The sequence below is a fragment of the Streptomyces abyssalis genome (assembly GCF_001751365.1).
In the GTDB taxonomy this organism is placed as follows: Bacteria; Actinomycetota; Actinomycetes; order Streptomycetales; family Streptomycetaceae; genus Streptomyces; species Streptomyces abyssalis.
In genome coordinates, this window is record NZ_LJGT01000037.1 from 178,590 (window position 1) to 197,179 (window position 18,590).

The following is an 18,590-nucleotide window of genomic DNA, read 5'->3' on the forward strand; positions in this document are numbered from 1 at the left end:
GCGCCGTCGGCACGCGCGCCTGCGCGAACTCGTATGCCGGACGGGAGCGTTGGCGGTTGCGCCCCTGGCGCTCTCGTCCCGCCGGATGCCGTGCTACGGCCTGCCCGCCGCCGTCTCCTGCAGGTCGTGGTGCGAGGTCTTGCCGCTCGCCGTGAGCGGCAACGAGTCGAGGAAGTGGATGCGGCTGGGCAGCTTGTACGCGGCGATCCGCTCCCGCAGGAACGCCGTCAGGCCGTCCGCCGTGAGCTCGCTCCCCTGTCGCAGCACGACGAAGGCCACCGGCACCTGGCCCTCCTCGGAGTCGGCGGCGGCGACGACCGCCGAGTGGGCGACGTCCGGGTGTTCGTCGATGGCCGACTCGACCTCTCCGGGGGTGATCTTGGACGTGCGCCGCACGATCAGGTCCTTGATGCGGTCGCGGAACCACCAGACCCCGTCGTCGTCCTGCGAGCCCATGTCCCCGGTGCGCAGCCATCCGTCCGTGAGGGAGCGCCGGGTGAGCTCTTCGTCGTCCCAGTAACCGCTCATCACCATCGGGCCCCGCACGAGCAGTTCGCCGGTCTCCTCGTCCGTGCGCAGCTGTGCACCGCCGACGGGCGTGCCGATGCGGCCGCCCCGGCCGGTCCCGGGGTCGCGCTCGACGGTGAGCCAGATCGCCTCGGTCAGGCCGTAGCCCACGCCGATCGGCAGCCCCGTGAGGGCTGTGAAGTCGCGCTGGAGCGCGCCGGGTACGGCCTCGCCGCCCGTGTAGACGCCGCGCAGCGAGGAGAACCATTCGCGCTCCGCCCGCGGCTCCCGCGCGAGCTGGGCCAGGACGTCGACGTGGGTGCAGATCAGGGTGGGGCGGTCGGCGAGCAGGCCCGAGACGTAGTCGTCCAGGTCGAAGCCGTCGTGAAGGACGGCCTTTCCGCCGGCCAGGAGGGTGCTCAGTGTCTCGATGAACCCGCTGACGTGGACCAGTGGATCGCACACCTGCACGACGTCGTCGGCCCCGATGCCGCCCATGGCCTCGGAGGTGCTGGTGAGCATGGCCAGGGCGGAGCGGTGGCTGTGCACGACGGCCTTCGGTTCGCCGCCCGAGCCGGAGGTGAAGAAGAGCGCGGCGGGCATGTCCGGCCCGGGCGGCGGCGGTGCGCCACCGGGGCGGGAGGCGAGCAGCGGGGCGAACGGCTCGTAGCGGCCGCCTGCCCCGCCGGACCCGCCTGTCCCGCCGGACCCGCCTGTCCCGCCGGATCCCCTGTGCGCGCCGCGCCCCGTGACCAGGACGCGGACGCCTGCCAGGACCGTCGGGTCCACGCCGTCGAGCCGGTCCGTCCGGCTCTCGTCGACGATCAGCCAGCGGGGGCGTGAGTGCCTCAGTGCCCGCTCGACCTCGGGCGGCGCGTAGCGCGTGTTCAGAGGTGCGGCGACGGCGCCCGAACGGAAGCAGGCCAGGTACGTCAGGACCGCCTCGGGGCAGGTCGGCAGCATGAACGCCACCCGCTCGCCCGCCAGTTGGTCCATCTCCGCGGCCAGAGCGCCGGTCGCGGCGGCGACGTCCCCGTACGTCCAGTGCCGTCCGTCGTGTACCAGTGCCGTCGGCTCGGGCGGGTGGGGTTCGAGCATGCGGCTGAGCCGCGGCGTGGTGGCATCGTGGGGCATGACGACCTCCTCGGGCCTCTTCCGGGCCGGTCACGCCTTCCGGCTTCCCCGCTCACGCCTGATATGCGGGGAAATCGCCGAATTGCGCCGAGTAAGGAGGTTTCCACTGTGCGTCGTGGCCGTACATGTGGGGCTGCCTTGCCGGGGAGACGGGGCTCTCCGTCGAGCACCGCCGGGGCTCAGTCGTCCCTGAGCGCCTGCTCGATCGTGCGCATGATCTCGCCGATGGGTGTGTCCGTGCGGGCGACGGTGACCAGCACCTCGTCCTCCCTGGTGGTCCCGGCGCCTCCGTTGCCGCCCGCGGCGACCCCGGCAGGTTCCGGCGCCGCGAGCCGGTTCGCCCCGAAGCCCGTACCGAAGGTCCTGCGTACGATTGCGAACGCGTGGTCCAACTGCGCCTCCACGTCGCCGACTCCGCCGCTGCGCAGCCAGCGCCGCAGCACATGGTTGTGCGCCGTGACGACGGCGGAGGCGGCCACCTCCGCCAGCAGCGGGTCGTCGTCGCCGTCGCGGTGAGCCGCCTCGTCGAAGTGGCCCAGCAGATAGCGCGTGAAGAGCCGCTCGTACCGTGCGACGGAGGCGATCTCGCGCTCGCGCAGCGCCGGCACGTCACGGGTCAGCTTGTAGCGCTCGACGCTGCCCTTCGGGGACGCCGCGTACATCCGCATGACTTCCTTGATGCCCCGGCACACGGTGTCGAGAGGGTTCTCGTGGGACGGCGCGGCCTCCAGCACCGCCTGTGCCCGCACCAGCGTGTCGTCGTGGTCGGGGAAGATCGCCTCTTCCTTGGCGCGGAAGTGCCGGAAGAAGGTGCGGCGGGCCACACCGGCCGTCGCCGCGATCTCGTCGACCGTCGTGGCCTCGTAACCCTTCGTCGCGAAGAGCTCCATGGCCGCCGCCGCCAACTCGCGGCGCATCCTGAGGCGCTGGGAGGATGCGGCTGGCGAACGGGACGGCTTCGCGGAGTCTGACATGCGGGGAACGTTACATGCCGTGACGGGCTCGGGGGGCGGGCCGCCGCCCGACGGCTCAAGCAGCCCGCCCCACCGGTTGTCCCGCTTCACAGAAGCGTCACCGCGCTGCGTACTCGCGGAAGCCCCGTCCCGTCTTGCGGCCCAGGCATCCGGCCGCGACCAGGTGTTCCAGCAGCGGCGCCGGTGCCAGACCCGGATCGCGGAACTCCCGGTGCAGCACCTGCTCGATGGCGAGCGAGACGTCCAGTCCGACCACGTCCAGCAGTTCGAACGGCCCCATCGGGTAGCCGCCGCCGAGCCGCATCGCGGCGTCGATGTCGTCGAGCGAGGCGTAGTGCTGCTCGACCATCTTCACGGCGTTGTTGAGGTACGGGAACAGCAGCGCGTTCACGATGAAGCCCGCACGGTCGCCGCAGTCCACGGGGTGCTTGCGGATCGCCCCGCACACCTCGCGCACCGTCGCGTGTGCCTCGTCGCCGGTCAGGACCGTACGCACGACCTCGACGAGCTTCATCGCCGGCGCCGGGTTGAAGAAGTGCATTCCGATCACGTCCTGCGGACGCGACGTGGCCCGGGCACAGGCCACCACCGGGAGGGAACTGGTGGTCGTGGCCAGCACGGCTCCGGGCTTGCACACCTTGTCGAGGGTCCCGAAGAGCTCCCGTTTGACCGCGAGGTCCTCCGCGACGGCCTCGACGGCCAGGTCGACGCCGGACAGCGCGTCCAGCGAACCGGCCGGCGTGACGCGGGCGAGTGCCGCGTCGCGGTCCTGCTCGCTCATCCGGCCCTTCTTCACGGCCCGTTCGAAGGACTTGGCGATACGGGCCTTGGCGGCCTCCGCCTTCTCCTCACTGCGTGCCGCGAGGACCGTGTCGTATCCGGCCTTGGCGAAGACCTCGGCGATGCCGCTGGCCATCGTGCCCGAACCGGCGACCCCGACGGCGGACACCGGTCGGCCCGGCGTACGGGCGCTGCCGCCGTCCGGGGTCCCGGAGTCGGCGACGGTGACGGAGGAACCCGGCGCCTCGTAGGAGTAGAAGCCGCGGCCGGCCTTCTGGCCCGTCAGTCCCGCGTCGCTCAGCTGCCGGAGGATGGGCGCGGGGGCGTGCAGACGGTCGTGGGAGTCGGCGTACATGGCGTCGAGCACGGTGCGTGCCGTGTCGATCCCGATGAGGTCCAGCAGCGCCAGCGGGCCCATCGGGAGGCCGCATCCCAGGCGCATGGCGCTGTCGATGTCCTCGCGGCTGGCGTAGCGCGACTCGTACATCGCCGCGGCCTGGTTGAGGTAGCCGAACAGCAGCCCGTCGGCGACGAACCCGGGCCGGTCGCCGACCGCGACGGGCTCCTTGCCCAGCTCCCGTGCCAGTTCGGTCACGGCGTTGACGGCCTCCGGTGACGTGAGCACCGAGGAGACGACCTCGACGAGCTTCATCGCCGGCGCGGGGTGGAAGAAGTGCAGGCCCAGCACGCGTTCGGGGCGGTCGGAATCGGCCGCGAGGCGGGTGACGGAGAGCGCGTTGGTGCCCGTGGCCAGGATCGTGCCGGGCTTCACGACGGTGTCGAGCGCGGCGAACACCTGACACTTGGTGTCGTAGTCCTCCGGCACCACCTCGATGACGAGGTCCGCCTCGGCGGCGGCCTCCAGGTCGCTGAAGGTGCGGAAGCGGGCGAGTGCGCCGCGCCGCTCGTCCTCCGTCATCCGCTCGCGCTCCACGGCGCGCGCGGTGGAGGCCTCGAAGGCGGCGGTGGCGTGGCGTGCCGCGGCGTCGCTGATGTCGACGCCGATGACTTCGCGGCCCGCGCGGGCGAGCACGTCGGCGATGCCGGTGCCCATCGTGCCGAGGCCGATGACGGCGATGGTGTGCAGAGGCGGACGGTCCATCACGGGACTCCTCTGTGTGACGACTGACGATGAGGGTGTGCCGTGCCGCGCGCAGGGCTGGGAGCCGGGCGCGGCGACGGGCGGGAAATGAGGAATCGGAAAGGCGAGGAAGCAGGGAGGAAGCCGGGAGGAGAGACGGAAGGCCGACCCTGTCCCGGGGCCGTTCCGTACTGGGCGGTGCAGCCCGGGCGGAGCCGCGGCGATACGTGCGCCACGGGCCCGGACCCCCGCCGAACCGACTTCACTCTCAGGCGGCTGCGTCACCAGGCCGCCTGAGCGGGGGTGCCGCTCTGACGAGCAGCTTAACTCGTGGGTAACCAATGCGCCAGGGGTATGGCACTTCCAGGGCTGTGGGACGGAGCACGTGGGGGAGGGAGCGGGAAGTGGGCGACGCATTCCGATCGTTGACGGATCGCGTACGGGCCGAGGCGGACCCGGCCGAGTACGAGCGGCTGGTCGCACTCGCCAGGGAGGACACTCCCGCGGCGCGGGACGAGCTGGCGTCCGTGCTGGCGGAGAGCCAACGCCCTTTGTGGGCGAGGGAAGTGGCGGCGTTCGCCCTCGGCAGCGCGGGGGACAGGCGCAGCTTCGAGACGTTGATCTTCATGCTGAACTACCGCGATCCCGTGCGCTGCGCCACTGCCGCCCACGCTCTGGCACGCCTGCGCGACCCCCGTACGGCGCGTGCCGCCGCGGCCCTCGCGACGAACGAACTGCGCACCGGCTACGCGCTCCACGCGGTGCGGCTGCTCACGGCCTTACGGGCGCCGGAGTCCGTCCCCACCCTGATCTCCGTGCTGCAGCGGCTGCTGATGGGGCCGGTGCACTACTGGCCCATCGCGGAGGCGTGCGTGCAGGGCCTGGGCGCGCTGGGCGACCGACGTGCGGTCGCGGTGCTGGGCGCGGCCGCCGAGCACCACCGGCTGTCGCCGTTCGCGAAGGCGGCGCTCGCGCGGATCCCGGCGCAGCAGGGGAGAGCCCGCAGAAGACCGGTCAGACCGAACCGCTGTCCGTGAGCGGCGGTGCCGGTGGCGGCTGGCGCGGGGCGAGCGGCCGCGCGTAGTGCACGAGCGGGATGAGCGTCCCGTTGCCGTCGACGTCGAAGGTGTCCTGCGTGCCGTCAGTGGTGAAGCCGGCGAGTTCGTAGAAGCGGCGGGCGCGGGCGTTGCCCTCGATCGTCCACAACACGACGCGTGTGAAACCCAGTTGGGCGGCGCGTTCCAGGCAGGCCGTCGTCAGGGCCCGGCCGATGCCCGTGCCGAGCAGGCCCGGGCGCACGTAGATCGCGTAGAGCTCCGCGACGTCGGCCGTGCGCGGCCCGGCGTTCGTGTGCGCCCCGCCCGGCCGGTCCGGACCGAGTGCCGCCCAGCCCGTGACGGTGCCGTCGCCGTCTTCCGTGACGAGGTTGACGACCACGTCGTCGGGGGATCGGGCGGCGAACATCTCACGCCGGCGGGCGGCGTCCTCCGCCACGGACATCGCATCGAGGAACGTGCGTGGCAGCAGATCCGCGTACGCCGACTGCCAGGCCCGCACCCGCAGTTCGGCGACGGCGTCGATGTCCGCCTCGGTCATCTCCCTTACCCGCATGAACGGATGCTGGCAGAGCGGAGCTCGCATCACGAGGGGTTTTCCCGGGGGCCTCGCGGGGGCGGACGCGTGCGGTCGTCCGTCGGGGGCCGCGCACATCCGCGGCGCGCGGGGGGCGCAATCCGGACGGTAGATGTCGGGAATCGGCGCCAGCATGGACGTATGACAGAGAGCTGGGCGGCCTTCCGTGCCGCCGAACCCGAGTTCGCCGACCTCGTACGGGCCCGGTTCGGGGCCTTTCAGCACCACGTGCTCGCCACGCTGCGACCCGACGGCTCGCCCCGCCTGACCGGCCTGGAGGGTGACTTCCGCGGCGACGAGCTGTGGCTCGGCATGATGATCGGCTCCCGCAAGGCCCTCGACCTCCGCCGCGACCCCCGTTTCTCCATGTATGCGAACCCCGGCACGGGTACCGGCATGAGCGGCGGCGACGTCCGCGTCTCGGGGCGCGCGGTCGAGGTGACCGCTCCGGAGGAGTTCGCGCGCTACGCGTCGGGCGCGGCGGAGGGCGAGGTGCCCGAGCGCTTCCACCTGTTCCGGGCCGAACTCTCGGAGGTCGTACGGATCACCATCGAGGACCCGTACATCGTCTTCCAGGTCTGGCACCCGGGCCGCCCCCTGCGCACGATCCGCCGCCTGGACGAGGACAGCACGGTCCACGAGGACGAGTGAACGGCCGCTCCCAGGAGTTACCGGCCGCGGGCGGCGTGAACCACAGCCGTCGTGAACCGCTGCCGCCGCCCTCACCTCCCGCTAGAGCAGCGTGAGCTGCGTGCAGTGCGGGGCGTCGGGCTCCTCCTCCTGCGCCGTGCCGGTCCCGGGCGCTCTGTCCGGGTGCACCTCGATGCGGCGGTGGGTGCCCGGTGAGGCCGGGCCGATGCCGTACTCGTCGGCCAGTTCGTGGACCTGCCGGGTGATGCGGCGCTGATACCACTTCGGGGCGTACGCGCCGTCCGCGTACAGCCCTTCGTAGTGGCGCACCAGGCCGGGGTGGTGCTTCGCGAGCCACTGCATGTACCACTCGCGTGCGCCCGGCCGCAGGTGCAGGGCGAGCGGGGTGACGGAGGTGGCTCCGGCGGCGGCTATCGCCCGCACCGTGGTGCGCAGTTGGGCCGGCGAGTCGCTCAGGAACGGGATGACGGGTGCCATGAGCACGCCGCAGGGGATGCCCTGGCTGCTCAGGGTGCGTACGACGTCGAGGCGGCGTTCCGGCGCGGGGGTGCCCGGCTCGACGGTGCGCCACAGCTCCTCGTCGGTGAATCCCACGGACACCGAGATCCCGACGTCCGTGACGGCTGCCGCCGAACGCAGCAGGTCGAGGTCGCGCAGGATGAGCGTCCCCTTGGTGAGGATCGAGAAAGGGTTGGTGTAGTCGCGCAGCGCCGTGAGGATGCCGGGCATCAAGCGGTACCGGCCTTCCGCGCGCTGGTAGCAGTCGACGTTGGTGCCCATCGCGATGTGCTGGCCGCGCCAGCGGCTCGACCCGAGCTCGCGGCGGAGCAGTTCGGGGGCGTTCACCTTGACGACTATCTGGGAGTCGAAGCCCGCTCCCGTGTCGAGGTCGAGATAGCGGTGCGTACCGCGCGCGAAGCAGTAGACGCAGGCGTGCGAACAACCCCGGTACGGGTTGACCGTCCATTCGAACGGCATGCGGGAGGCGCCCGGCACGCGGTTCACGATCGATCGCGCGCGCACCTCGTGGAAGGTGATGCCCGAGAACTCGGGGGTGTTGAACGTGCGCGTGACCACATCGGTGCCGAAGAGGGCGGGATTCACCGCCGACCCGTCGCCGCTCAGATTCTCCCAGCGCATGGACCCTCCTCGTGCCTCGTGCTGTTCGTACGCAGAGAATAGAACATCTGTTCCCACGCGCTGTGTCAAGCTGATTTGGGCCCGGGTCCGCGGGGTGATTGGGTTGCCTGGCCCCCGCGGGGGCGCAACGGAAGTGCCGAGGAGCAGGAGGAGCAAATGGCTCAGGTCGAGGCGAGCACTCATCGCGAGATCGCCGCGGAGCCCGAGGCGGTGCGCAGGGCGCTCGCCGACTACAGCGAGACCCGGCCGAAGCTGCTGCCCGGCCACTACAGCGAGTACGAGGTGCGCGAGGGCGGCAAGGGTGCCGGCACCGTCGTGCACTGGAAGATCCAGGCCACCAGCAAGCGGGTCCGTGACTGCCTGATCGACGTCTCGGAGTCGGCCGGCGGAGACCTGATCGAGAGCGACCGCAACTCCTCGATGGTCACGACCTGGAACGTCGCGCCTGCCGGCGAAGGCGCCCGGGTCACCGTGAAGACGACCTGGAAGGGCGCGGGCGGCATCGGCGGCTTCTTCGAGCGGACCTTCGCACCCAAGGGGCTGGCCCGTATCTACGACGAGGTGCTGGCCAAACTCGCCGCCGAGACGGAGAAGTAGGAGCCGTAAGCGGTAAGACACGGATGGGCGGCCCCAGGGCTGCTCACCGGAACGAGTGGTTTTCGCGACGGGGCGGGTCGCGGGCAGCGGCGCCCGTCCCGCCGTCACCCGTCGTCAAAGCCGCAGTTGAGGGCCCGACAGGCGCCCTGGGCAACCGACTTGGCGCTGCGCCGGGCTACCGGTGCCGCCTGGTGTCTGACTTGCTCGCCCTTGTCGCGTAATGCGAGAAATGCTCCCCGACGACGGGTGGACGCGATCAGGGGAGTGCGATGAGCGGGACGGCTCTGGGGCGCTCGCACCCTTCCCCTGCGCCTGGGGGTGCCTCCCCCGGGGCCTTCGGCCCGCGCGAAACCCCTGTGCCCGCGTTCGTCGAAGTGAGCCTGGAGATCCCGGGCACTGGCACTGGCACTGGCACTGGCACTGGCATCGGCGCCGGAGCGCCGGACGAGCCGGGGACCGGGTCCGAGTTCTCCGCGGCCGTGCCGCCGCCGCACCCGGACGGAGCCGCAGGGCTCAGCCCGCGCCGCGTACGGCTGGTCTTCCTCGGACTGATGCTCGCGCTGCTTCTGGCCGCGCTCGAACAGACCATCGTCGCCACGGCGTTGCCCGAGATCGTCGGCGAACTGCACGGCCTGGACCGTATGTCGTGGGCCGTGACCTCCTATCTCCTCGCCGCCACCATCGGCCTGCCCGTCTACGGAAAGCTCGGCGACCTCTTCGGCCGCAAAGGGATCTTCCTCTTCGCCATCGCGGTCTTCGTCGCCGGATCGGCGCTCGCGGGCTGGTCGCGCACGATGACCGAACTGATCGCCTACCGGGCGCTGCAGGGCGTCGGCGCCGGCGGAGTCATGATCGGGGTGCAGGCGATCATCGCGGATGTCGTGCCGCCCCGCGAACGCGGCCGCTACATGGGGATGATCGGCGCCGCGTTCGGCCTGGCGTCCGTGGCCGGGCCGCTGCTCGGCGGCTGGTTCACCGACGAACTCTCCTGGCGCTGGTGCTTCTACATCAACGTGCCCTTCGGCCTCGTCACGCTGCTCGTCACCGCGCTGGTGCTGAAGCTGCCCCGCCCGCAGGGCCGTCCGAAGCTGGACGTGCCCGGGACCGTCCTGCTCGGCGCCTTCTCCACCTGCCTGGTGCTGCTGACGAGCTGGGGCGGAACCGAGTACGAGTGGGACGACACGGTGATCCTCGGGCTGGCCGCCGGCGGCGCACTGAGCATCGTGCTCTTCCTCGCCGTCGAACGCCTGGTGAGCGAACCCGTCCTTCCGCTGCGCCTCTTCCGCGACTCCGTCTTCAACGTCACCGGCGTCGTCGGAGTGGCCCTCGGCATCGCGTTGTTCGGCGCCGCGAGCTATCTTCCCGGCTTCCTGCAGATGGTCGACGGCGTGACCGCCACGGAGTCCGGTCTGCTGATGCTGCCCATGATGGGCGGCGTCGTGCTCTCCTCAACCCTCTCGGGGCAGCTCATCTCCCGTACGGGCCGCTACCGGATCTTCCCCGTGCTGGGCTGCGCCCTCTCCGCCGTGGGCATGTGGCTGCTCTCGCGGCTGGAGGCCGGCACGTCCCGTACGGACTACAGCATCTGGATGGGCGTCTTCGGCCTCGGGATCGGGCTCGTGCTGCCGGTGCTGATCCTCGCCGTGCAGAACTCCGTACCGGTCCGCGACCTCGGTGCGGCGACCAGTGCCAACAACTACTTCCGTCAGATCGGCGGCAGCGTCGGCGCCGCCGTCTTCGGCACGGTCTTCATCCAGCGGCTCACCGATTCCCTCGCGGACAGGCTCCCGCAGGACGTGCCGCGGGGGCTGCCCGACCCGTCGTCGCTGACCCCGCAGGCGGTGCACGCGCTGCCCGGCCCGCTGCGTGAGATCTACGTACAGGCCTACGCCGACGCCATGCCGCGCATCTTCCTCTACCTGGTCCCGGTGCTCGTACTCGGGCTGCTCTTCAGCTTCTTCCTCAAGGAGAAACCGCTCGTGACCGAGAACGCCCCCGTGCCCGAGGCACGCACTCCCGCGCCCGCACACCCCCTCGCGCCCGAAGCCGCGGCAAGTGCCCCGCACGTGACGGGAGTTCCCGTGTGCGGGACCGTGCGCCACAGCGACGGCAGCAGTGTGCCGCGCGCCGCCCTCACGCTCATCGACACGTACGGAAAGCAGGTCGGGCGCGGCGCGACGGCGGAGGACGGCCGGTACGCCCTGAGCACTCCCGCCACCGGCTCGTACGTCCTGATCGCGGCGGCGAGCGGTCACCGTCCGCAGGCCGTCAGCGTCACCGTGGCGGAACGCCCCGTGGAGCTGGACGTGGTGCTGGGCGGCGCCGGACGGCTCACGGGCTGCGTGCTCACCCCGGACGCGCAGCCCGTACGGGAGGCGTCGGTGACCCTCACCGACGCGCGCGGGGAGGTCGTGGCCGCCACCCGCAGCGGCGCGGAGGGCAACTACGTACTGGACGAGCTGGTGGACGGCGAGTACACGCTCGCGGCGAGCGCACCGGCGTACCGTCCCGCGGCGCTGCCGGTCTCCGTGCAGGCCGCACGCGAGACCAGGCAGGACATCGAACTCGCGGGCGGTGCGATGCTGCGCGGCACCGTACGGGCAGCCGGCGGACGGCCCGTGGAGGACGCCCGCGTGACGCTGCTGGACGCCGCGGGCAACGTCGTCGACACGGCGACGACCCGCGCCGACGGTGTCTTCCGCTTCGTCGACCTGGCCGCCGGCGAGTACACCGTCATCGCGGCCGGGTATCCGCCGGTCGCCACCGTGCTCCAGATCGCGGGCGGCGGGCGCGCGGAGCGCGATCTGCAACTGGGGCACGAGAACTGACGGTTCGCCGACGGCCGACGGCCGACGGCCGACAGCAGACGGCGACGGGGCGGCCCCGGCCCGTCCCGGGTTGACGCGAGCGTGTCGCGCCGAGGCCCGTCCGGCGCCCGCAGAGCCGTGAAATGCCTGGTCGGCGGGGGATGCCGGGGAACTCCAGTGGTAGAGACCACAGGAGTTATCCACAAGGGTGTCACCGGGTATGCGTACCGCGTAACGTTCCGGACATGAAGATCCTCATCAGCGCCGACATGGAAGGCGCCACCGGCGTGACATGGCCCGGCGACGTGCTGCCTGGCACCGCCCAATGGGAGCGCTGCCGTCCGATGTTCACCTCGGACGTCAACGCCGCGGTCACCGGATTCTTCGAGGGCGGCGCCGATGAGGTGCTCATCAACGAGGCGCACTGGTCGATGCGCAATCTCCTGCTCGAACAGCTCGACGACCGGGCGCAGATGCTCACCGGCCGGCACAAGTCGCTCAGCATGGTCGAGGGCGTGCAGCACGGCGATGTGGACGGCATCGCCTTCGTCGGCTATCACACGGGCGCCGGCACCGAAGGCGTCCTCGCGCACACCTATCTGGCCAACTCCATCACGGGCGTGTGGGCTGACGGGGTCCGCGCCAGCGAGGGCCTGCTCAACGCCCTCGTCGTCGAGGAGTACGGGGTGCCGGTCGTGCTGGTCACGGGCGACGACCGCACGCTTGAGGACGCGAAGGGCTATGCCCCGGACGCGTTCGGCGTCGCCGTGAAGGACTACGTCTCGCGTTACGCGGCGGTCTGCCGCACACCGGGCCGCACGGCGGCGGACATCAAGGAGGCAGCCCGCAAGGCCACCGCTCTGGCCGTGCGTGCGGACCCGTCACAGCCTCAGGAACACACGGTGGAGCTGGAGTTCGACGCGGAGCACCTGGCAGGCGCCGCGACCGTCGTGCCGGGCGTGGAGCGCACCGGGGAGCGCCGCGTCGCCTACACCTCCCCGGGCATGTACGAGGGAATCCGCACGTTCAAGGCGGTCACGACCATCGTGTCGGCCGCCGTGGAGGAGCAGTATGGCTGAGCACATCGACCGGACGGCGCTGGACGAGGCGGTGACCTTCACCTCGGAGCTCATCCGCATCGACACCACGAACCGCGGTGGAGGCGAGGGTTCCGAGCGCGCCGCGGCCGAGTATGTCGCCGAACGTCTCTCTTCCGTGGGCATCGAGCCGCAGATGCTGGAGAAGGCACCGGGGCGTACGAACGTGGTGGCCAGGATTCCCGGCAGCGATCCGGGTGCCGACGCGCTGCTCGTGCACGGCCATCTCGACGTGGTGCCCGCCGAGCCCGCCGACTGGAGCGTCCACCCCTTCTCGGGCGAGATCCGCGACGGAGTGGTCTGGGGCCGCGGCGCCATCGACATGAAGAACGCCGACGCCATGGTGCTGGCCGTCGTACGCGCCTGGTCGAGAGCAGGCGTGCGGCCGCGCCGCGACATCGTGCTGGCCTTCACCGCCGACGAGGAGGACAGCGCCGAATACGGCTCGGACTACCTGGCGGAGCAGCACCCCGGACTCTTCGAAGGCTGCACCGAAGGCATCAGCGAGTCCGGGGCCTTCACCTTCCACGCGGGGAACGGGCTCCGGCTGTATCCGGTCGCCGCGGGGGAGCGCGGCACGGCCTGGCTCAAGCTCACCGCACGCGGCCGGGCGGGGCACGGCTCGAAGGTCAACCGGTCGAACGCGGTGAGCAGGCTCGCCGCCGCCGTCGCCCGCATCGGAGAGCACGAATGGCCGCTGCGGCTGACGCCGACCGTGCGTGCCGCCCTGAAGGAACTGGCGGCGGTGCACGGTCTGCCCGAGCCGGACCTGGAGGCCCCGGGGTTCGACGCCGACAAGCTGCTCGTCGAACTGGGGCAGGCCGCCTCCCTGGTGGAGCCCACCGTGCGCAACAGCGCCAACCCGACCATGCTCGACGCCGGTTACAAGGTGAACGTCGTCCCCGGCAGCGCCACCGCCTTCGTCGACGGGCGGATGCTTCCCGGCGGCGAGGAGGAGTTCCACCGCACTCTGGACGAGCTCACCGGGCCGCACGTGGACTGGGAGTTCCACCACCGTGAGGTCCCCCTGCAGGCGCCCGTGGACTCGGCGTCGTACGGCGTGCTGCGTGAGGCGCTGGAGCACTTCGACCCGGACGCCCATGTGGTGCCGTTCTGCATGTCCGGCGGCACCGACGCCAAGCAGTTCTCCCGGCTGGGCATCACGGGATACGGCTTCACTCCGCTGATCCTCCCCGAGGGCTTCGACTACTGGGCGCTCTTCCACGGGGTGGACGAGCGGGTTCCGGTGGACGCCCTGCACTTCGGCACCCGCGTCCTCGACCGCGCCCTGCTCGTTCTCTGACCGCGTCGGCACGGCTCCTCACCCGCACCCCCGCCCCCACGGAGGTTCACAGCACATGGCGAAGACCATCGCGCCTTACGGCAGTTGGCCGTCCCCCATCGACGCCGCCCTCGTCGCGTCGCACAACGGGCGTCCGGAGTATCTCGGCGCCGTCGGCGAGGAGATGTGGTGGACCGAGCCCCGCCCAGCGGAGGGCGGCCGCCGCGCCCTCATGCGGCTGACGGCCGACGGCGGCGAGGCGCAGTCCGTGCTGTCCCCGCCGTGGAACGTACGCAACCGTGTCATCGAGTACGGCGGGCTGCCGTGGGCCGGCACTCCCCGCACCGGGGGCGGACCGCTGATCGTCTTCACCCACTTCGCGGACCAGCGGCTGTACGCGTACGAGCCGGACAGCCCCGTGCAGGCACCGAGGCCGCTCACACCCGTGGCGGACGTGATCGCGGGCGGGCTGCGCTGGTGCGATCCCGTCGTGGTGCCGGAGGGCCCCGCCGGGCCCGAAGTGTGGTGCGTCCTGGAGGAGTTCACCGGCGAGGGGCCCACCGACCTGCGGCGCGTCATCGCGGCCGTGCCGCTCGACGGCTCGGCGGCCGGCGACCGCGGTCTCGTACGCGAACTGACCGATGACGCAAGCCGGTTCGTGACCGGGCCGCGGATCTCCCCCGACGGCGGCCGCGCCGCCTGGCTCGCCTGGGACCACCCGGCGATGCCCTGGGACGGCACCCTGGTGAAGACGGCCCGGATCACCGCGGACGGCTCGTTCGAAGGCGTACGGACCGTCGCGGGCGGGCCGGAGGAGTCCGTGGCGCAGGTCGAATGGGGGCCCGACGGAGCCCTGTTGCTCTGCTCGGACGGTTCGGGCTGGTGGAACCTGCAGCGGCTCGATCTCGACGCGCCCGTCTCCGGGCCTTCCGGCAGAGGCGCCCTGTGCCCGCGCGAGGAGGAGTTCGCCGCGGGGCTCTGGCGGATCGGGCAGAAGTGGTTCGAGCCGCTGGAGGGCGGCCTGATCGCGACGCTGCACGGGCGCGGCTCCATGCGGCTGGGCGTCCTCGACCCGGAGAGCGGCGAACTCGCCGACGCCACCGGCCCGTGGACGGAGTGGGCGGCCCTTGCGACGGCGGGCAGCCGGGTCGTCGGCGTGGCCGCCGGGCCGCACAGCTCCTACGAGGTCGTGGAACTGGACACGCGCACCGGCCACAGCAGGGTCGTCGCAGCGCACCACAAGGACGCCGTCGACCCGGCGTACTATCCGCAGCCGCGTGAACGCACCTTCACCGGTCCCGACGGCCGTGACATCCACGCCCAGGTCTACCCTCCGCACCACCCCGGACACGAGGCGCCCGCAGGCGAGTTGCCGCCCTACGTGGTCTGGGCTCACGGCGGTCCGACGGGCCGGGCACCGCTCGTACTGGACCTGGAGATCGCCTACTTCACCTCACGCGGCATCGGCGTCGTCGAGGTGAACTACGGCGGTTCGACGGGCTACGGGCGCGCCTACCGCAACCGGCTGCGCGAGCAGTGGGGCATCGTCGACGTCGAGGACTGCGCGGCCGTCGCACGCAGTCTGGCCGCCGAGGGCGAGGCCGACCCGGCGCGGCTCGCCGTGCGCGGCGGCAGCGCCGGCGGCTGGACGAGCGCCGCCTCCCTCACCTCACCCGCCACCGAAGGCCTGTACGCGTGCGGGACGATCAGCTATCCCATCCTCGACCTGGCGGGATGGGCCACCGGAGAGACCCACGACTTCGAGTCGCAGTATCTGGAGTCCCTGGTCGGCCCGTTGGAGCACTTCCCGGACCGCTACCGCGACCGTTCCCCGCTCCACCACGCGGACCGGGTCACCGTGCCCTTCCTCCTGCTTCAGGGTCTGGACGACGTGATCTGCCCGCCCGTGCAGTGCGAACGGTTCGTGGAGCACGTGGACGGCAGCCGCGTCCCGTACGCGTATCTCACCTTCGAGGGCGAGGGCCACGGCTTCCGCCGCGCGGAGACGATCATCCGCACCGTCGAGGCCGAACTCTCCCTGTACGTACAGACCTTTGACATCGCACGCGACGACGTACCAGTGCTGGAGCTGAACCGATGAGCAGCGACGCCCCGGCGCCCGCCACCGAAGCATCCGCCGCCGTCTCTGCGCCCGGGCCCGCCCCCGTGCCCGCGACCGGGCCCGCGGCGGCGCTCACCAGGCCGCGCCGTCTGCGGCCCGGCGACCGTGTCGGCGTCGTCGCCCCCAGCGGGCCTGTCCCGCGGGAGCGGCTGGAGGCGGGAGTGGCGGTGCTGCGCGAGTGGGGCCTGGAGCCCGTCGTCGGAGCGCATGTGCTGGAGCCGCACCCGACCCTCGGGCACCTGTCGAGCGCGGACGAGCACCGGGCCCGCGACTTGGAGGACGCCTGGTGCGACCCGTCCGTCGCGGGAGTCGTCCCGGCGCGGGGCGGCTACGGCATGCAGCGCGTCCTCGACCTGCTCGACTGGGACAGGATGCGCGCGGCGGGCCCGAAGGTGTTCGTCGGGTACAGCGACCTCACCGTCCTGCACGAGGCCTTCGCGCAGCGCGTCGGCCTCGCCACGCTGCACGGCCCGATGGCGGCCACGGCCTCGTTCCTCGACGACGAGGCGACGCGCGATCACCTGCGCCGGTCGCTCTTCACACCCGAGAGCGTCCTGCGGATCGGTCCCGGCGACGGGGCGCGCACCCTCGTCCCGGGGCGCGCCCACGGTGTCACCCTCGGCGGGAACCTCAGCCTCCTCGCGGCCGAGCGCGGTACTCCCGGCGCCAGGCCCTGTGCCGCGGGCGGCATCCTGCTGCTGGAGGACATAGACCAGCCGCCCTACAGCATCGACCGGCTGCTCACGCAACTGCTGCGCTCGGGCTGGTTCGACGGCGTCGCCGGTATCGCCCTGGGTTCCTGGACGGCGTGCGGCGAGCCCGAAGAGGTCGGCGTGGTGCTGCGCGAGAGGCTCGAACCGCTGGGCGTGCCGGTCGTCGAGGACCTCTGCTTCGGGCACGGCCCCTCGACGCCCACCCTCCCGCTCGGCGTCCCCGCCGTGCTGGACGCCGACGCCCGTACCCTCACCTACGACGAACCGGGACTGCTGTGACCGCCATCGAAGCCTCCATCCCGCCGCTGCCGCCGGGCGAGCCGGACCCGTCCGTCTCCGACCCGCACGCGCTGCTGCGCGGCTATCTCGACTACTACCGCGACACCCTCCTGCGGAAGACCGACGGCCTTTCGGAGGAGGACCTCCGGGGCAGCCGCGTGCCTTCGGGCTGGTCGCCTCTCGAGCTGGTGCGGCACCTGACCTACGTCGAACGCCGCTGGCTGTCCTGGGGGTTCGAGGCGGAGCGTGTTCCGGACCCGTGGGGCGACAGGGGCGGCGACGACAGGTGGCGTGTCCCCGACGGCATGTCCAGCGCCGACGTCATCGACGCCTTCCGCGCACAGTGCGACCGCTCCCGCGAGATCGTCCGCGACGCGCGGCTGGACGCACACGCACGCCTCGGCGGCCGCTTCCCCACGGAGGACGAGGCTCCTTCGCTGGCGTGGATCCTCTTCCATCTCCTGCAGGAGTACGCGCGGCACGTGGGCCAGCTCGATGTGGCGCGTGAGCTGGCGGACGGCGCGACGGGGGAGTGACACGGCACGGCCGGAGGTCGAACGGACCTGCGTCCGGGCCCTGTCCGGGCCTCTCTTCGGGCCTTGCCTTGTCCGGACGCGTGTTTCGGGACCCGTGTCCGCACCCATATGAGGACCCCTGTCCGCACCCTCGGGTCCGGGCGGTTCCTGGGCGGTTCCCGGGCGGTTCCCGGCGGACCCGTCAGAGCTCCGCGAGGTCCGCCACCGTCCGTACCTGCCCCGACAGCCGCACGCTGCCGGACAGGTCGCCGCTCCCGTCGACCCACCACAGCAGGAATTCCACGAGGCGGGCCACGGCCCAGGCGCGTACGCGCGTCACATCCTCACCGAGAGCGTCGGCCACGAGGGCGGTGCGCCGGGTGAGCACCCGGTGCGGATCGGGATGTGCGAACGGGTCGTCGACCTGCTGGATCAGCGGCCAGGGGTCGAAGGCCGGATCCCCGTGCATCGGCTTGGTGTCGATCGCCAGCCACGGCTCGCGCTCGGCGGCCAGCAGGTTGCCCGGGTTGAAGTCGCCGTGGAGGACGGTCTCCCGCCGGGCGGTGAGCGGGAGTTCTCGCAGCAGCTCCGCCCCGAGCACGAATAGACCCGTGTCCACGCCTGCGGGCCACTCGTGACCCGCCACGCGTTCCTCGGCCTGCTGCGCCCAGTCTGCCGACACCGCTGACAGCCGCTCCACCGACGGCACTTCGCCTTCGCTGCCCGCGTCCCACAGCTGCCGCAGCACGCGCGCACCCGTCAGAAGCCGTTCCTCGGCCGGGATCGCGCCGGCCTGGCGCAGCTCGGTGCCCGGCTCGCACCGCTCCAGCAGCAGCGCGTAACGCTCCGCGTCGTGCTCATGGACGAGCACCGAACCGCGGCCCGCCCACAGCCTCATCACCTCGCCCTCCGGCCGTGCCTCCCGGTGCGGCCATGTCACCTTCAGCACCGCGCGCGTGCCGTCCGCCCGCAGCGCCGGAGCGACCCACGAGCAGCTCCCACCGTGGTACGGGGCGCCGAGCCGCAGTTCCCAGCGGTCGCGGAACTCCTCGACCAGCGTGGGCAGTCGCTCCAGCCACTCGCGTCCGCTCGCGGTGCGCCGCATGTCGTTCAGCACGGGGAGTGAGGGCGGGAAGAGCGAAGGGTCGGTCACCGTACGTTCGTACCACGGCCGTCCGTCCCCGGGCCGCCTCATTTCCCGCCGCCGGCCGCTCCCCGTCCATGGCCGGGCGGCCGGAGCCGGAACGGGGCTCCGCGCCTGGTCGTGCGGCCTGTTCAA

General features: G+C 72.0%; 15 protein-coding genes. 9 read left to right on the forward strand and 6 right to left on the reverse strand.

The window, feature by feature from the left end; translation table 11 throughout:
* Positions 1-93: 93 nt before the first annotated feature.
* The 3 genes from AN215_RS04010 to AN215_RS04020 all read right to left on the reverse strand — a co-directional run bounded on the left by AN215_RS04010 (position 94) and on the right by AN215_RS04020 (position 4,497).
* Positions 94-1,641 carry a class I adenylate-forming enzyme family protein gene (locus AN215_RS04010; RefSeq protein ID WP_070010184.1) on the reverse strand — a complete coding sequence of 516 codons (1,548 nt, stop codon included), beginning with the start codon at positions 1,639-1,641 and terminating at the stop codon, positions 94-96.
* A 179-nt stretch (positions 1,642-1,820) separates the two neighbouring features.
* The gene (locus AN215_RS04015) at positions 1,821-2,615 is read right to left on the reverse strand and encodes a TetR family transcriptional regulator (RefSeq protein WP_216093814.1); all 795 of its coding nucleotides are present in this window, start codon (positions 2,613-2,615) and stop codon (positions 1,821-1,823) included.
* Positions 2,616-2,712: 97 nt separating this feature from the next.
* The gene (locus tag AN215_RS04020) at positions 2,713-4,497 is read right to left on the reverse strand and encodes a 3-hydroxyacyl-CoA dehydrogenase family protein (protein WP_070010182.1); all 1,785 of its coding nucleotides are present in this window, start codon (positions 4,495-4,497) and stop codon (positions 2,713-2,715) included.
* A 383-nt stretch (positions 4,498-4,880) separates the two neighbouring features.
* Here AN215_RS04020 and AN215_RS04025 point away from each other — a divergent pair, with 383 nt between their 5' ends.
* Positions 4,881-5,513 carry a HEAT repeat domain-containing protein gene (locus AN215_RS04025; protein ID WP_070010181.1) on the forward strand — a complete coding sequence of 211 codons (633 nt, stop codon included), beginning with the start codon at positions 4,881-4,883 and terminating at the stop codon, positions 5,511-5,513.
* Here AN215_RS04025 and AN215_RS04030 read toward each other — a convergent pair.
* Complete coding sequence (locus AN215_RS04030) at positions 5,491-6,087, reverse strand: GNAT family N-acetyltransferase (protein WP_245694215.1); 597 nt, start codon at positions 6,085-6,087, stop codon at positions 5,491-5,493. The genes AN215_RS04025 and AN215_RS04030 overlap by 23 nt on opposite strands.
* 162 nt (positions 6,088-6,249) lie before the next feature.
* Between AN215_RS04030 and AN215_RS04035 the strand changes: the two genes are divergently transcribed.
* Entirely contained in the window at positions 6,250-6,759 is a 510-nt protein-coding gene (locus AN215_RS04035; protein ID WP_070010179.1) for a pyridoxamine 5'-phosphate oxidase family protein, read from the forward strand.
* Between the two features lie 81 nt (positions 6,760-6,840).
* Here AN215_RS04035 and AN215_RS04040 read toward each other — a convergent pair whose 3' ends face one another.
* Complete coding sequence (locus tag AN215_RS04040; protein ID WP_070010178.1) at positions 6,841-7,899, reverse strand: Rv2578c family radical SAM protein; 1,059 nt, start codon at positions 7,897-7,899, stop codon at positions 6,841-6,843.
* A gap of 156 nt (positions 7,900-8,055) precedes the next feature.
* Between AN215_RS04040 and AN215_RS04045 the strand changes: the two genes are divergently transcribed.
* The 7 genes from AN215_RS04045 to AN215_RS04075 all read left to right on the forward strand — a co-directional run bounded on the left by AN215_RS04045 (position 8,056) and on the right by AN215_RS04075 (position 17,332).
* Complete coding sequence (locus AN215_RS04045; protein WP_070010177.1) at positions 8,056-8,496, forward strand: SRPBCC family protein; 441 nt, start codon at positions 8,056-8,058, stop codon at positions 8,494-8,496.
* Between the two features lie 269 nt (positions 8,497-8,765).
* On the forward strand, positions 8,766-11,324 hold the full coding sequence (locus AN215_RS04050) for an MFS transporter (protein WP_079122673.1): 2,559 nt from the start codon (positions 8,766-8,768) through the stop codon (positions 11,322-11,324).
* Between the two features lie 224 nt (positions 11,325-11,548).
* Positions 11,549-12,382 carry a M55 family metallopeptidase gene (locus AN215_RS04055; protein ID WP_070010176.1) on the forward strand — a complete coding sequence of 278 codons (834 nt, stop codon included), beginning with the start codon at positions 11,549-11,551 and terminating at the stop codon, positions 12,380-12,382.
* On the forward strand, positions 12,375-13,703 hold the full coding sequence (locus AN215_RS04060; RefSeq protein ID WP_070010175.1) for a M20/M25/M40 family metallo-hydrolase: 1,329 nt from the start codon (positions 12,375-12,377) through the stop codon (positions 13,701-13,703). The genes AN215_RS04055 and AN215_RS04060 overlap by 8 nt, the downstream gene beginning before the upstream one ends.
* 55 nt (positions 13,704-13,758) lie before the next feature.
* Positions 13,759-15,783 (forward strand): S9 family peptidase, encoded by a 2,025-nt coding sequence (locus tag AN215_RS04065; RefSeq protein WP_070010174.1) that lies wholly within the window; start codon positions 13,759-13,761, stop codon positions 15,781-15,783.
* Entirely contained in the window at positions 15,780-16,796 is a 1,017-nt protein-coding gene (locus AN215_RS04070) for a S66 peptidase family protein (RefSeq protein WP_079122674.1), read from the forward strand. Before AN215_RS04065 ends, AN215_RS04070 begins: the two co-directional genes overlap by 4 nt.
* On the forward strand, positions 16,793-17,332 hold the full coding sequence (locus AN215_RS04075; RefSeq protein ID WP_245694216.1) for a DinB family protein: 540 nt from the start codon (positions 16,793-16,795) through the stop codon (positions 17,330-17,332). The genes AN215_RS04070 and AN215_RS04075 overlap by 4 nt, the downstream gene beginning before the upstream one ends.
* Positions 17,333-17,513: 181 nt before the next feature.
* Here the strand turns inward: AN215_RS04075 and AN215_RS04080 are convergent, their stop codons facing one another.
* Positions 17,514-18,464 (reverse strand): aminoglycoside phosphotransferase family protein, encoded by a 951-nt coding sequence (locus AN215_RS04080; RefSeq protein WP_070010360.1) that lies wholly within the window; start codon positions 18,462-18,464, stop codon positions 17,514-17,516.
* Between the last annotated feature and the right edge of the window lie 126 nt (positions 18,465-18,590).